We start from the raw sequence: 14,802 nt of genomic DNA, 5'->3' as shown, positions 1-14,802 counted from the left end.
CAGAACCCCAGGAGGCTGCACGATGGAGCGTGCCGGTGCCCGCTCGTGGTGACGCACTGTGGTGGGCATGACGACATGGAGATCAGACACCCCGCCGCGCCCCGACGACGCAACGCCACCGCAGCCTGACCGGATCGGCCTCGGCGGCCCTGGTGACCTCATCGCCGCGCTGCCCGGACTGCTGGGCTTCGTCCCGGAGGATTCGCTCGTCCTCGTGCTGCTGGGCGGCGGGTCCGGCCGTCAAGTGATGGCGACGCTGCGCCAGGACCTGCCCGCGCTGCTGGCGCATCCGGAGGCGGTGGACGACCTCGCCGCCCGGCTGCGCGCCATGCGCCGTGACGAGCAGTTCGACGTGCTCGCCGTCATCGTCGACGGCGCTTGGGACGGCCCCTCGGCCCCGGAGGCGTGCCACGACTGGCTGATCCAGCAGTTGCTCATGCGGTTCGGCGCGGCACCGATCGACGTGGTGGGGGCTGTCGTGGCCTCGGCGGTGGCGGACGGCGCCCCGTGGACGGAGCTTCCGGACGGGGAGCGCTGCGGGACGGTGCCGGATCCGCACGCGTCCGACCTCACCGCCACGCACGTGTTCCACGGGCGCACCATCCACGGCTCGCGCGCGGAGGTAGAGGCGGTGCTGGCGCCGGATCCGCCGGAACTGCGCGACGCGCTCTTCGACGAGCTGGGCCGTCTCGCCGGTACGGTGCTCACGCAACGCCGCATCGGCGGTGCGGAGGCGCCGGCGGCCGAGTTCGACGACGTGCTGGCCGCTGTCGTGGGTCTCGAGCGGTGCGGTGACCTGGCGGTGGGGGAGGCGGCGCGTGCGGCGCTGGCGCTCGGGTCCCCCGAGGTCCGCGACGCGGCGATGGGGCTGGCCGTCGGGGGCAGGGCGGAGGCCGCGCGGCGGTTGTGGGGGATCCTCGCGCGGCGCCTCGAGGGGATGCTGCGCGCCGAGGCGGCCGCGCTGCTCGCGTTCGCCGCCTATGCGGCCGGAGATGGCACCATGGCGGGTGTCGCGGTGGACGCGGCACTGGCGGAGTGCCCCGCGCACGGGCTCGCGGGTCTGCTCAACGAGGCGTTGGCGATGGGCCTCCACCCGGAGCGGATCCGTGAACTCGCCCGGTACGCGGTGGAGTCGAGCGCGGCCGAGGGGCTCGTCGTGCCGTGGCTCGACGAGCACGCCCGCGGCGGCGGTGAGGCTGCCGCGGGCGCGGCATCGTGACTGCGTGCTGGTGCTGCTGCGGCGGGGGCTACCGCTGCGGACACTATCGCCGCGGTGCGGACCGTGCGCGCGGCCCCAGCTCCTGCAGGTAGCGCCACGCGTCGGCGACGATCTCGTCCAGGCCGGTGCGCGAGGGCCGCCAGCCGAGGTCGTCGATGGCCTTGCGGCTCGACGCGATGAGCACTGCCGGGTCGCCCGGGCGCCGCGGGGCGTCGACGACGGGGATGTCGCGGCCGGTGACGCGTGCGCAGGCGTCGATCACCTGCTGTACGGAGAAGCCGGCGCCGCTGCCGAGGTTGTAGATCGCGTGGCTGCCGGGGGAGGCCTGGCCGAGGGCCAAAGCATGGGCCTCGGCCAGGTCGAGGACGTGGATGTAGTCGCGGACCGCCGTTCCGTCCTCGGTGGGCCAGTCGCGGCCGAACACGGAGATCGACTCGCGGTGTCCCAGGGCGGCCTGGAGCACGAGGGGGATCAGGTGGGTCTCCACCGCGCGGTTCTCGCCCGCGGCGCCGTACGCCCCGGCCACGTTGAAGTACCGCAGGCTCACCGCGGCCAGACCGTAGGCGGTGGCGTACGAGGTGATCGCGTGGTCGATCGCGAGCTTGGTCGCGCCGTAGGGGTTGGTGGGTGCGGTGGGCGCTTCCTCGGCGATCGGCACCTGCTCCGGCTCGCCATAGGTGGCGGCGGTCGAGGAGAACACCAGCCGCGGCACGCCGGCGGCGCGCATCGCGTCCAGCAGGGCCAGCGCGGTGACCACGTTGCGCTGCCAGTACTGCGCCGGCTCCTGCACCGATTCGCCGACCAGCGACATCGCGGCGAAGTGCAGCACGCCGTCGGCGGGGCCGCGGCCGTCAGCGGCCATCGCGCCCAGCACGCGTGCGGCGTCCGCGCCCGCGTCCCCCTCGACGAAGTCGGCGCCGTCGGGCACGGCGTCGCGGTTGCCGGTGGACAGGTCGTCGAGCACGGTCACGTGATGCCCCTGCTCGAGCAGCAGGGTGGCGCACACGCTGCCCACGTAGCCGGCGCCGCCGGTGACGAGCAGGCGCATCGGTGCCGGCCGGTCGCCGTCGGTCATGCGATCTTCTCCACCTGGACGGCGTGTGCGAGGTCATCGGGCAGGTGGAACGACTCGTGGCCGACGGCGGTGATGCGAACGCCGTCGCCGTCCACGTGGACGGTGACGCGCGCGTTGGGCACCACGCCCACGTCGCGCAGCGCACCGAGCGTCTCGGTGTCCACTTGCACGTGCTCCGCCAGGCGGCGGATCACCACGGCGGTGGATTTGCCCTGCGGCAGTTCGCTGAGCCGTGTCAACTCCGACGGCGGTGTCACGGCCGCCTGCTCCATGCCCAGTTGAGTCAGCCCCGGGATGGGGTTGCCGTACGGCGAAGTGGTGGGCCGGCCCAGCACCGAGACCAGGCGTCGTTCGACATCCTCGCTCATCACGTGCTCCCAGCGGCACGCCTCGGCATGCACCTCCTCCCAGTCGAGTCCGATCACGTCGACCAGCAGCCGCTCGGCCAGCCGGTGCTTGCGCATGACGGACACGGCGATCTCGCGGCCGGAGTCGGTGAGCTCCAGGCGGCGGTCCGTGCCGACACGGATCAGACCATCGCGCTCCATGCGCGCAACGGTCTGGCTGACGGTGGGCCCGGACTGCTCGAGGCGCTCGGCGATGCGGGCCCGCAGCGGGACGACACCCTCCTCCTCCAATTCGTAGACGGTGCGGAGGTACATCTCCGTGGTGTCCACCAGATCTTTCACGCTGTCAGATCCTTCACTAGGTTTTCCCCTCACGTCCTCGCCAGTCTATCGTCGCCCGCTGCGACGGGAGTGACCATTGTGGACGATCGGTCCGGGACGGTGCGAGCCGGACGGGAATCCGGGCGTGGCCCGCAGGTCCGCGCCGCACACGGCGGCGATCGGTCGAGCCGTCCACGCCGGGCCGCCGCGGGCAGTAGCGTCAGGTGCATGTCATCTCACACGGAGCCGGATGTCGCCGGCCCGCTGTACGCGAGCCGCGGTTCCTGGCCGCCGGGCGGGCGGCGCGGATCCGGCGGCCCGGCGGTCGTCTGGACCGACGAATACCTGTCCTACCGGCTCAGCGACACCCATCCGATGAACCCGGCGCGGCTCGACCTGACGATGCGCTTGGCCCGGGAGCTCGGCGTGCTCGACGGGGTGGAGACGCTGCGCCCCTCGCAGCCCTCGGACGGCGAGCTGCTGCGCGTGCACACGCCCGGATACATCGCGGCGGTGCGCGATCCGCACGGCCGGGTGGAGCACGGCCTGGGCACCGACGACAACCCGGTGTTCGCGCATATGCACGAGGCCAGCGCGATCCTCGCGGGAGGGTCCCTCGCCGCGGCGCAGGCCATCGCCTCCGGGACGGCGCGCAGGGCGGTGAACATCGGCGGCGGCATGCACCACGCGATGTCCGACCACGCCGCAGGGTTCTGCGTCTACAACGACTGCGCGATCGCCATCTCCTGGCTGCTGGACAACGGCTTCGACCGCATCGGCTACGTCGACGTGGACGTGCACCACGGCGACGGCGTGCAGCGCGCGTTCGTCGGCGACCCGCGCGTGCTCACCGTGTCGATCCACCAGCACCCGGCGACGCTGTGGCCGAACACCGGCTGGCCGGCGGAGACGGGCTTCGGCGACGCGGAGGGGTCGGCGGTGAACCTGGCGGTGCTCCCCGGCACGGCCGACGCGCTGTGGCTGCGGGCCTTCCACGCGGTGGTGCCGGGGGCGCTGCGCGCGTTCCGCCCGCAGATCATCGTCAGCCAATGCGGGGTGGACAGCCACCGTGAGGACCCGCTGGCGGACCTCAACCTCACCGTCGACGGGCACCGTGCGGCCTTCCGCGCGATCCGCGACCTGGCCGACGAGCTGTGCGAGGGGCGCTGGCTGTCCACCGGCGGCGGCGGATACGGCGTCACGAGGGTGGTGCCGCGGTCGTGGACGCACCTGCTCGCCACGGTCCTCGACGTCGATGTCCCCGTCGACACGCCCACGCCGGAACCGTGGCGGGAGGCCGCGCGCGCCGTCGCCGAATCGGCGTCGCCGGAGCTCATGCTCAGCGCCGAGGCGCCGGAGACGATGGGCGACGGGGGCGAGGTGGACTTCGAGCCGTGGAGCGGCCGATCCGACCCGTTGCCGCTGAGCGCGGTGACCCAGGTCGACAAGGCGGAGCGCGACCTGGCCCGCATCGACGCGGCCATCGCCGACACCCGCGACAACGTATTCCCCCTACTCGGACTGGACCCGGATGACCCACGAGACTGACACGCCCGCACCCGCAGACCTCGACGCGACCGCCCCGGGTGGGAAGGTCTACCACTACCCCGAGCACTGGGTGGCCGACGTCCTCGCGTCGGACGGCCGTGCCGTGCGCATGCGCCCGATCACACCCGACGACGGCGACAAGCTGGTCGAGTTCCACTCGACGCTGTCCGAGCGCACCCGATACCTGCGCTATTTCGGGCCCTATCCGACCATGTCGACGCGCGACGTCCGTCACTTCACCCACCTCGACTATGTGCGCAGGGTGGGGATGATTATGGAACTCGGCGACAAGATCATCGCCGTGGGCAGCTACGAGGGGCTCGACAACGTCGACGACGGCAAGTCCGCGGAGGTCGCCTTCGTGGTGGCCGACAACCACCAGGGCCGCGGGCTGGGCCCGGTGCTGCTCGAGCATCTCGCCGGCGCGGCGGCGGAAAACGGGCTCGAACGGTTCGTTGCGGAGGTGCTCGCCGAGAACCGGCACATGGTGTCGGTGTTCCGCGAGGCCGGCTACCAGGTCAGCCGCAGCTACGACGGCGGCGTGGTGCACCTGGAGTTCGACATCGACCCCACCGAGGCGCTGCTGTCGGTGCGCAACGCCCGCGAGCGCGCGGCGGAGGCGCGCAGCGTGCGCAACGTGCTCACCCCGCGGTCGATCGCGGTGATCGGCGCCTCCACGGACCCGTCCAAGGTGGGCCACGCGGTGCTGCGCAACCTGCTGGGCGCCGGGTTCACCGGTCCGGTGTTCCCCGTGAACGCCGAGCACCGCTCGGTGCGCGGCGTGCGCGCCTACGCTTCGGTGCGCGACATCCCCGACGACCTCGATCTGGCGGTGGTGGCGGTCCCCGCCGAAGCGATGGACGAGGTGTTCGAGGACTGCCTGGCCAAGGAGGTCAAGGCGCTCGTGGTCGTCTCCGCAGGGTTCAGCGAGACGGGGCCGGACGGCCAGGAGCAGGAGCGCCGGCTGGTGCGGGCGGCCCGGGCGCACGGGATGCGCGTGGTGGGCCCCAACGCCCTGGGCGTGGCGAACACGGACACGGCGGTGGGGCTCAACTCCACGCTGGCACCGGTGTTGCCGGGGCGCGGCCGAATCGGCTTCTTCTGCCAGTCGGGCGCGCTGGGCATCCAGATCCTCGACGGCGCGGCCAAGCGGCGCCTGGGGCTGTCCACATTCGTCTCGGCGGGCAACCGCGGCGACGTCTCCGGCAACGACGTGCTGCAGTACTGGGACACCGACCCGGACACCGACGTGGTGCTGCTCTACCTGGAGAGCTTCGGCAACCCGCGCAAGTTCTCGCGGATCGCCCGCCGGGTGGCGCGGGGCAAACCGGTGGTGGCGGTGAAAAGCGGCCGGCACGCGGTGCCCCCGGCACTCGCGGCCACCGGCGTGGAGATCGACGACGCGACGGTGCGGGCGCTGTTCGAGCAGTCGGGCGTGATCCACGTCGATTCCATCGCGCAGCTTTTCGACTGCGCCCAGGTGCTGGCCTACCAGCCGTTGCCGCGGGGGCCGCGCGTGGCGATCGTCGGCAACTCGACGGCGCTCGGGGTCCTGGCCGCGGACGCGGTGCGCAGCGAGGGGCTCGACGCGGGGGACCCGGTGGACCTGGGGGCCCGGGCGACGCCGGAGGAGTTCGCCGACGCGGTGACCGCGGCGGTGCGCTCGGAGTGGGTGGACGCGGTGATGGCCGTGTTCGTGCCACCGATCGCGGTGGCCCCCGAGCCGTACGCGGCCGCGCTGCGGGACGCCGCGCAGCAGTCGGCGAAGCCGATAGTGACGACGTTCCTCGCCGAGGAGGGCCTCCCGGACATGCTCGCTGTGCACGACGACGGGGGCAACCCCGCCCGCGGCTCCGTCCCGTCCTACCCGGGCCCCGAGCGTGCCGCCACGTCGCTGGCACGAGCCTGGCGGTATTCGCGGTGGCTCGACGTGCCCGTGTCGACGATGACGCGGCCGGACGGCATCGACACCGAGCGCGCACGTGCGCTGGTGCACGGCTGGCTCGCCGAGCGGGGGCAGCGGCAGCTGACCGACAGCGAGTCCACGTCGCTGCTGGCCTGCTACGGGATCGGCGTGGTGCCGTACGTGGAGGTGGCGGACGGCCCGTCCGCGCGTGAGGCGGCGGAGAACATCGGCTACCCGGTGGCGCTCAAGGCGCGCGCGGCGGACTGGCGGCGCCGGCCGGATCTGATGGGGGTGCGCCTGGACCTCTCGTCGGCCGAGGCGGTGGGCGACGCCTACGCGGACGTGTCCGCGCTCTCGGGCAGCGACGTCGTGCAGGTGCAGAAGATGGCGCCCAAGGGGATCAACTGCGTGATCTCCGTGCAGGACGACCCGTCCTTCGGGTCGGTGATCTCGTTCGGTCTCGCCGGCGTCATCTCGACGCTGCTGGGCGATCGCGCCTACCGCGTGCTGCCGGTGACCGAGGACGAGGCCCTCGAGCTCATCGACGCGCCCAAGGGCGCCCCGCTGCTGCACGGCTACGGGTTCGGGGCGCCGGTGGACAAGGGCGCCCTGGTGGACATGGTGCACCGGGTGTCGGCACTGATCGACGACATCCCCGAGGTGCGCGAGCTGGTGTGCGAGCCGATCCTGGCCTCCGCCGAGGGCGTGGCGGTGCTGGAGACGCAGGTGCGCATCGGTCACGAGCCGCGCCCGGTGGACCTGGGGCCGCGGCGCCTGCGGTGAGTCGCCCCGCCGCGCGCGGCGGGGCGGTCGCAGACAGACGCCCGCCCCCTCGGAAGGGAGGCCGAGGGGGCGGGCTACGCGGCCAGGGGAACCGCGCGGAATCGGGGCGGGAACCATGCGCCCCGATGCTGGGGGAGGCACGGGGCGTTGCGGCCCCGCGCCCGCGGCCGTCACACGGCGTAGGCGCGCAGGCGCTCCGCCCGGTCGCCCTGGCGCAGCTTGCCCATCACCTCGCGCTCGATCTGCCGGACCCGCTCGCGGGAGAGGCCGAAGGACTTGCCGATCTGGTCGAGCGTGCGCGGCTGCCCGTCGTCGAGGCCGAAGCGCAGCCGGATGACCTGCTGCTCGCGGTCGTCGAGGGTGGCGAGCACCGAGCGCACGTCCGAGTGCAGGAGATTGGCGATCACGGAGGTCTCCGCGTCGGTGGCGTCGGAGTCCTCGATGAAGTCGCCCAGCGGGGCCTCCTCGTCAGTGCCGACGGGCATGTCCAGGCTCACCGGGTCGCGGCTGTGGTCCAGCAGGTCGGAGATCTTCTCCTTGGGGATGCCGGATTCCTCCGCCAACTCGTCGTCGGTGGCTTCGCGGCCCAGCTGCTGGTGCAGCTCACGCTTGATGCGGGCGAGCTTGTTGACCTGCTCGACCAGGTGGACGGGCAGGCGGATGGTGCGCCCCTGGTCGGCCATACCGCGGGTGATGGCCTGCCGGATCCACCAGGTGGCATAGGTGGAGAACTTGAAGCCCTTGGCGTAGTCGAACTTCTCCATCGCGCGGATCAGACCCAGGTTGCCCTCCTGGATCAGGTCCAGCAGGGGCATTCCCCGGCCCGTGTAGCGCTTGGCGAGCGACACCACCAGCCGCAGGTTGGCCTCCAGCAGGTGCTGGCGGGCCGCCTGACCCTCGCGCACGATCGTGGCGAGGTCGCGCTTCTTGGCCGCACCGAGCCGCGGGCGGGTCTCCAGGAGATGCCGCGCGTACAGGCCCGTCTCGATGCGCTTGGCCAGCTCAACCTCTTCAGCTGCGGTGAGCAGCGGAGTCTTGCCGATCCCGTTGAGATAGACGCGCACAAGGTCGGCCGACGGGCTCTGGGCATCCAGATCTGCGCGGCTCATCGCACGGGGGCGATGGGTCTTGGAAACGCCGGTGTCGGGGCTACTCATGGGGTGCCTCCTGCCTCGTTGATGTCTCACACCGTTCAACGCGCGGCGGCGGCGGTTTAGTTCCCGGCGTTCCGCAGCCCCATGCCATGTGACCTGCATGTTTGCGGGACGCTGTCTGAGAAGTTGCTGAGAGTTCGATGTGGACGGGCGCAGGGGCTCTCAGGGTGGCTCCGCCGTGCCTGCGCCGTCGGTCGGCGGCGCGTGTTCAGGGGTTCCCCGCGACGGGCCGCAGCAAACCGTGCCGGACCAGCGCGGTGACGAGTGCGGTGGCCTCGCCGGTCAGCGCGTCGGCATCGGCTCCCCGTGCGGCGGCGAGCAGCCCGGCCACCTGCGCCGTGGTGAGCTCGCCGCGGCCCAAGCCGGTGAGCAGCTGGAGCGATGCCTCGTCCACCTCGTGCTGCCAGCGCGGGCCCCCGCCCCGGTGCAGGCGCGTCACCGCCTCGCGCCACGTGTCCTCGTCCGCGGCCGGCGCGTCGTGAGCGGGTGCGGAAGAGGCGGCGGCAGTGGGGAGCAGGACGCGTTCGAGCGCGGTCGCGGGGTCGAACCGGAAGCGGGAGGCGGCCACGTCGGCGCGGCGCAGCCACGCGGCACGGGAGAGGTGGTCGAGAGCCTCGTCGCCCAGGGGGTCGTCGAACCCGTGCCGCAGGTCCTCGGCCGTCAGGGACGTCGGCTCGTCGGTGCGCTGCAGATAGACGAAGCCGAATCCGACGCCCTCGACGCCGGCGGCCTTGAAGTGCGCCAGCCAGTCGTCCGCGAGCGTGGCGTGCGCGGGGTCGCGCGGGTCGAGCCCCGCGTCGCGCATCCACGTGCCCACATACAGCGCCGGGTCGGCGACGTCGCGCTGGACGATCCACGCCTCGAGCCCGTCGTCGGGCAGCCACCCGGCGACACGCGACCGCCAGTCCTCGCCGCGCAGGTGCACCCAGGACGCGAGCATCGTGGCTACCCCGCCCGGCGCCAGGTGCGCGAGCGCGCCGGAGATCATCGTCTCGCTCGCGCCGTCGAGGGGCAGGCCGGAGTCGCGGTAGGTGTGGTCGACGGTGCCGCGGCCGACGACGAACGGCGGGTTGGCCACGATGCGGTCGAACCTGCGCCCCGCCGCGGGCTCGTACCAGGGGCCGCGGAGCAACTCGACGTCGACGTCGTTGAGCGCGCAGCCGGCCGCCGCGAACTCCAGGGCGCGCGCGCTCACGTCGGTGGCGGTGATGCGGCGCGCGTACCCGGCGGCGTGCACCGCCTGGACGCCGCACCCCGCGCCCACGTCGAGGACCGTATCGACCGGGGCGGTGGGCGTGGCGCGCAGCAGTGACAAGGATGCGTGGCCGACGCCCAGGACGTGGTCGGGCGCGGTGGTGCACCGGCGCATGCTGCCGTCGAGGTCGGAGATCATCCATCGGGTCCCGGCCCCCAGGTCCATCGGGCGCACGTCGAGTGCGGCCCGGACGCTGTCGCCGGAGGCCTCCAGCAGGCCCGCCGCGACGGCCTCGTCGACGTCGACGGGGGCCAGGGCGGCGGCGGCCTCGCGGCGCGGGCAGTCGTCGCCCACGAGCAGCAGGCGGATGAGCGTGCCGGTGTGCCCCGTGCCGGCGGCCGCCCGCCGCACCGGCACCGGTTCGCCACGGCCTAACGCGTCATGCCCGTCGTCGCCGAGTATCGCCATGAGGGTGTCGGCGTCGTAGTGCTGCGCCTCGAACGCCTCCCGCAACCGCGGTGCAAGCGTGACCAGAGGGGAGGGGCCGGAGTTGTGCATGCTCATGCACGGATTGTTTCAGGAGGCCGCCGCGTTCGGGTGCCCTGCGTGCCGGTGCCCCGCGCGCGGCGTGCGGCGGTCATCCCTCGATGGTGCGGTGCGTGTGCGCGTCCAGCTGCCGGTCGTGCGACGGGCGTGCGTAGCGGCGCAGCTTGTCTTTGCGGCGGGGCGGCGCGTCGTTGGCGATGAGTACGGCGATCCACGGCAGGGGGATGGAGATGGCGACGATGACCAGCGACACCCACACGATGTTCCACGTGCTGTAGACGATCACGGCGATCACCAGCGCAGGGATGCGGAAACCCATGAGGATCGCGTACTTGCGAATGCGCACGCGCTGCTGCGCCTCGAACGACTCCTGGGCCTCGGTGATCCTCGGCGGTCTGCGTGCCGCGGACGCCGCGGACAGGTCCGACCCGGTTCCGTCGAAGCCCGATTCGCCGCGGTACTGCTCGCCGGGTCCCTCGTCCTCGTAGCCGCCGTCGTATGCCATGCCTCCATGCTCCCACTGCGCGGCGGCCGGCGCACTGGCCGGGGCTGGTACTCGGGGCGCGGTTTCCGGCATCATGGAGTGCGTGAGTACTCAAACCGCCGGGCAGACCGGCCTGCTGGAGCCCGAGGTCGTCGAGGACGAGCGCACCGACGACGACACACCGAAGTTCTTCCACTATGTGCGCAAGGACAAGATCACGGAAAGCGCAGTGATGGGCACCCAGGTGGTGGCGCTCTGCGGCGAGGTCTTCTCCGTGACGAAGTCGCCCAAACCGAACTCGCCGGTGTGCCCCGAGTGCAAGAAGGTCTACGAGACCCTGCCGTCGGGGAACTGACGCACCTCGCCCTCCGGGGCTACGCTGACGCCGGGGTCGCCGGGCGACTGCTGGTCCGGCCCCGGCGCGCGGGCGCGGTCCTCGGGGCGCGCTGCGGGATGCCGCTGGACGGTGGTGCGCCGCGGCGCGGCGGCGATGCGGCGCAGCGGTGAAGTCACTGTTGCACCGGAGAGTCCGTCCAGCGTGTCGGACTGCGTGCTGAGCCAGTCGCGGAGCTGGTCGATGCGGGTGCGGCGCGCGGGCCAGAACTCCTGGATCACGGCGTTGAACTGTGCCCCGAGCACCACCGCGAACCCCAGGAAGAACGTGAACAGCAGGAACGCGATCGGTGTCGCCAGCGCACCGTAGCTGTAGCCCGTCTGGGTGACGAGGGTCAGGTAGAAGCGCAGCCCCGCGCTGGCGAGGACGAAGAACACGCCGGCGAGGACCGCGCCCGCGAGCAGCCGGTGCCACGGCAGCGACCGTGGCAGGGCCAGCTTGTACAGGGTGGTCAGCCCTGCCACCAGCAGCACCCCCACTGCGGGGAAGTACGCGATGTCGATCAGCTGCGAACCGAACCCGTACCAGGAGTCCGGCAGGATCTGCGCGATGTAGGTGGGGCCCAGCGCCACCAGGGGCAGCGTGATCACGCTGAGCAGCAGGAAGAACAGGTAGAGGATCAGCGCGACCACCCGCTGCCAGACGGGGTGACGCTCGTCTTTCTGGCCGTGCGCCTCCACGATGGCGTCGACGAAGCAGGAGATGGCGGACGAGCCGGCCCACAGCGAGAGCACGAAGCCCACGGACACGATGGCGCCGCGTCCGCGCGCGAGGATGTCCACGATGGTCGGTTGGATGATCTGGTCGACCACGTTGTCGGTGAAAACCGTGTGGGCCGCGGTGACGATCTTCGATTCGATGAGGTCGACCGTGTCGGGGCCGAACAGCCCGCCGATGTAGCCGAGTGAGCCGAGCAGCCCCAGCAGCAGCGGGGGCAGCGACAACGTCTGCCAGAACGCCGCCTGCGCGGAACGGCCGAAGATCCCCTCGGTGAACGATTTGACGGACACGCGGGCGATCACCCGCCACACCGTGGCCAGGGCGCCGATGATCCCGCGGCGCACTCCTCGCACCCATCCCGCCGCGTGCGCGCGGGCGCCGTGGGCCTGTCCGTGTTCGTCCATGTCACCCTCCAGCATCCCCGATCGCGGTCTGGACCTGCCATGAAGGTCGGCGGCGTGTCGCTCGGACAGGTTGCTGCCGGGTTGCTGCCGGGCCGCGCCAGGTGCCGGAAACCACGCTCGGCCGCACGCGCGCGGCGCCTCGAAGGGCGGTAGGCTCCATCATCGGCGGGGGAGCCGATGCGGAAGAGGTGTGTCAGCAGTTGGTCGTCGGTACAGGGGTCTCCGAGGTGCAGGATGAGGAAACGGCGGAGGCGGCCAACGCGGATGCGCGAGTGGGAAAGGGTGCGCTGCGCGCCTGGCAGCGCCGGGCGCTCACCAGGTATCTGACGACCAATCCGCGTGACTTCCTCGCGGTCGCCACGCCGGGCGCGGGCAAGACCACCTTCGGCCTGCGCGTGGCGGCCGAGCTGCTGGCGGACCGCACCGTCGACCAGATCACGGTGGTCGCACCCACCGAACACCTCAAGTACCAGTGGGCGGAGTCCGCCCGCCGCGCCGGCATCGCGCTGGATCCCGACTTCTCCAACTCGGTGGGACAGACGTCCGGGGACTACCACGGCGTGGTCGTCACCTACGCGCAGGTGGCCTCGCATCCGTTCCGGCACCGCGTCCGCACTGAGAACCGGCGGACTCTGGTCATCCTGGACGAGATCCACCACGGCGGCGACGCGAAGAGCTGGGGTGAGGGGATCCGCGAGGCGTTCGACGACGCCTCCCGCCGCCTGACGCTCACCGGCACGCCCTTCCGCAGCGACGACAGCGCCATCCCGTTCGTCACTTACGAGCCGGACGGCGACGGCCTGATGCGCTCGAAGGCCGACCACTCCTACGGGTACTCCGACGCGCTGGCGGACGGCGTCGTGCGGCCCGTGGTCTTCCTCGCCTACTCGGGTGAGGCGCGCTGGCGCACCAGCGCCGGCGAGGAGTACTCGGCGCGGTTGGGCGAGCCGCTCAATGCGGAGCAGACGGCACGGGCGTGGAAGACGGCGCTGGACCCGGCGGGCGACTGGATCCCGGCCGTGCTTACCGCCGCCAACACCCGGCTCGGGCAGCTGCGCGCCGGGGGGATGCCGGACGCCGGCGGCCTCGTCATCGCCACCGACCAGTCCACCGCCCGGGCCTACGCGAAGGTGCTCGGCAACATCTGCGGCGAAGCGCCCACGGTGGTGCTCTCCGACGATCCGACGGCCTCGCAGCGGATCGCGGAGTTCGCCGCGGGCGACAGCCGGTGGATGGTGGCGGTGCGCATGGTCTCCGAAGGGGTCGACGTGCCGCGCCTGGCCGTCGGCGTCTACGCCACCAGCGCGTCCACGCCGCTGTACTTCGCCCAAGCGATCGGGCGTTTCGTACGCTCACGCAGGCCAGGCGAGACGGCGAGCGTTTTCCTGCCGTCGGTGCCGGTGCTCCTCGACCTCGCCAGCCAGCTCGAAACCCAGCGCGACCACGTCCTGGGCAAGCCGCACCGCGAGGAGGGGTTGGACGACCAGCTCCTGGCGGACGCGAACAAGCAGAAAGACGAGCCGGGCGAGGAGGAGAAGGCCTACACGTCCATCGGCGCCGACGCGGAGCTCGACCAGGTCATCTACGACGGGTCGTCGTTCGGCACCGCGACCTTCGCCGGGTCCGACGAGGAGGCCGACTACCTGGGGCTGCCCGGGCTTCTCAACGCCGACCAGATGCGCGACCTGCTGCGGCGTCGGCAGAGCGAACAGCTCGACGAGCGGATATCCGCCCCGGGCGCGGCCGCGTCCGGGGCGGACTCCGCACGATCCGGGCCTGACGTGCCGGCGCCCGCGGTGGACGGAGGCACCGACACCCGCCGCCGGCTCACCGAGCTACGGCGCGAGCTCAACGCGCTCGTGGCTCTCAATCATCATCGCACCGGCCGCCCGCACGGCGTCATCCACGGTGAACTGCGGCGGGTCTGCGGCGGCCCGCCCACCGCCCTGGCCTCGGCGGAGCAGCTGCAGGCCCGCATTGCGCATCTGCGCAACCACTGATGCTCGGCCGTGCCCGGCCGTGTGCAGAATGCCAGGGGATGTGGAATGCCTGGGGACGTGGAACGCCCGGGGACGTGGAACGCCCGGGGACGTGGAACGCCCGGGCGATGCCGATGGATCGGCCCCGCCCGGGCGGAAGCGTGGTCAGCCGACAGCGGTGCTGCCGCGAGGCTCAGGCGTCGACGGACTGTGCGTCGATGGTGGCCTCGATCTCGCGGAGGCGGGTCTCGTGCTCGTTCCCGTGGTGGCGGCAGAACAGGAGCTCGCCGCCGGAGGGAAGCGTCACGCGGACCTTGGCGCCCGCACCACAGCGATCGCAGCGGTCGGCGGCGGTCAGCGGGGTGCTGATCAGTGTGCCTGTCATGACTCCTCCGTCCTCGACACCCGATGGGTGCGTCTCAGCGGGTTCCCGACCCCGATGGATTTCGGGTCCGGGACCATCCGGTTGCTTGAACGCGAACTCGGCTGTGACGTTCTGTCCGTTCACTGTGCCAGACGCGTGGGAGGTCCGCGTTGTTCCCGCGCGCACCGGCGTGTGAGCGAGAGCATGCCTGCACACGTCCTGCCTGGGCTGAACCTGCTGCTCCGGTGCGCGGCGCAGTGGATTGCGCCGATAGCGAAATCCGCTCGCAGGCGCGTGGCCGGCCGGCCACGCGCACTGACGGGAGGAGATGCATCATCGCATGGGAAATGGCCGGATCGACAT

At 72.1% G+C, this 14,802-nt stretch carries 12 protein-coding genes; 5 read left to right on the top strand and 7 right to left on the bottom strand.

All coding sequences use genetic code 11. The features are described from left to right. Positions 1-67: 67 nt before the first annotated feature. Entirely contained in the window at positions 68-1,219 is a 1,152-nt protein-coding gene (locus tag JJ683_RS11975; protein ID WP_200174372.1) for a DUF4192 domain-containing protein, read from the top strand. A gap of 43 nt (positions 1,220-1,262) precedes the next feature. Here JJ683_RS11975 and galE read toward each other — a convergent pair whose 3' ends face one another. Further along, the gene (gene galE / locus JJ683_RS11970; protein ID WP_200174400.1) at positions 1,263-2,267 is read right to left on the bottom strand and encodes a UDP-glucose 4-epimerase GalE; all 1,005 of its coding nucleotides are present in this window, start codon (positions 2,265-2,267) and stop codon (positions 1,263-1,265) included. 23 nt (positions 2,268-2,290) lie between these two features. Further along, positions 2,291-2,983, bottom strand: coding sequence for an iron-dependent transcriptional repressor DtxR (locus JJ683_RS11965; RefSeq protein ID WP_200174370.1), 693 nt, complete (start codon positions 2,981-2,983; stop codon positions 2,291-2,293). Between the two features lie 207 nt (positions 2,984-3,190). On the opposite strand from JJ683_RS11965, the gene JJ683_RS11960 reads away from it, so the two are divergent. Both JJ683_RS11960 and JJ683_RS11955 read left to right on the top strand, forming a co-directional pair. Then, on the top strand, positions 3,191-4,510 hold the full coding sequence (locus tag JJ683_RS11960) for an acetoin utilization protein AcuC (protein WP_200174368.1): 1,320 nt from the start codon (positions 3,191-3,193) through the stop codon (positions 4,508-4,510). Beyond that, complete coding sequence (locus tag JJ683_RS11955; protein WP_200174366.1) at positions 4,494-7,199, top strand: bifunctional acetate--CoA ligase family protein/GNAT family N-acetyltransferase; 2,706 nt, start codon at positions 4,494-4,496, stop codon at positions 7,197-7,199. The genes JJ683_RS11960 and JJ683_RS11955 overlap by 17 nt, the downstream gene beginning before the upstream one ends. A gap of 170 nt (positions 7,200-7,369) precedes the next feature. On the opposite strand, the gene JJ683_RS11950 is transcribed toward JJ683_RS11955, so the two are convergent. The 3 genes from JJ683_RS11950 to JJ683_RS11940 form a co-directional block, all read right to left on the bottom strand. Then, on the bottom strand, positions 7,370-8,356 hold the full coding sequence (locus JJ683_RS11950; protein ID WP_200174364.1) for a sigma-70 family RNA polymerase sigma factor: 987 nt from the start codon (positions 8,354-8,356) through the stop codon (positions 7,370-7,372). Positions 8,357-8,561: 205 nt separating this feature from the next. Next, complete coding sequence (locus JJ683_RS11945; protein WP_200174362.1) at positions 8,562-10,112, bottom strand: DUF7782 domain-containing protein; 1,551 nt, start codon at positions 10,110-10,112, stop codon at positions 8,562-8,564. A gap of 73 nt (positions 10,113-10,185) precedes the next feature. Further along, on the bottom strand, positions 10,186-10,599 hold the full coding sequence (locus tag JJ683_RS11940; RefSeq protein ID WP_200174361.1) for a DUF3099 domain-containing protein: 414 nt from the start codon (positions 10,597-10,599) through the stop codon (positions 10,186-10,188). A gap of 82 nt (positions 10,600-10,681) precedes the next feature. Here JJ683_RS11940 and JJ683_RS11935 point away from each other — a divergent pair, with 82 nt between their 5' ends. Beyond that, on the top strand, positions 10,682-10,933 hold the full coding sequence (locus JJ683_RS11935) for a DUF3039 domain-containing protein (protein ID WP_372435293.1): 252 nt from the start codon (positions 10,682-10,684) through the stop codon (positions 10,931-10,933). Here the strand turns inward: JJ683_RS11935 and JJ683_RS11930 are convergent. Further along, complete coding sequence (locus JJ683_RS11930; RefSeq protein WP_200174359.1) at positions 10,906-12,096, bottom strand: YihY/virulence factor BrkB family protein; 1,191 nt, start codon at positions 12,094-12,096, stop codon at positions 10,906-10,908. The genes JJ683_RS11935 and JJ683_RS11930 overlap by 28 nt on opposite strands. A 227-nt stretch (positions 12,097-12,323) precedes the next feature. Between JJ683_RS11930 and JJ683_RS11925 the strand changes: the two genes are divergently transcribed. After that, the gene (locus JJ683_RS11925) at positions 12,324-14,096 is read left to right on the top strand and encodes a DEAD/DEAH box helicase (RefSeq protein WP_200174398.1); all 1,773 of its coding nucleotides are present in this window, start codon (positions 12,324-12,326) and stop codon (positions 14,094-14,096) included. A gap of 172 nt (positions 14,097-14,268) precedes the next feature. Here JJ683_RS11925 and JJ683_RS11920 read toward each other — a convergent pair whose 3' ends face one another. Further along, positions 14,269-14,460: a DUF7455 domain-containing protein gene (locus JJ683_RS11920; protein ID WP_200174358.1), complete on the bottom strand. Its 192-nt coding sequence runs from the start codon at positions 14,458-14,460 to the stop codon at positions 14,269-14,271. Positions 14,461-14,802 lie beyond the last annotated feature (342 nt).

The sequence above is a fragment of the Tomitella cavernea genome, assembly GCF_016599145.1.
GTDB lineage: Bacteria > Actinomycetota > Actinomycetes > Mycobacteriales > Mycobacteriaceae > Tomitella > Tomitella cavernae.
This window is presented reverse-complemented; position numbering and strand designations above follow the sequence as displayed.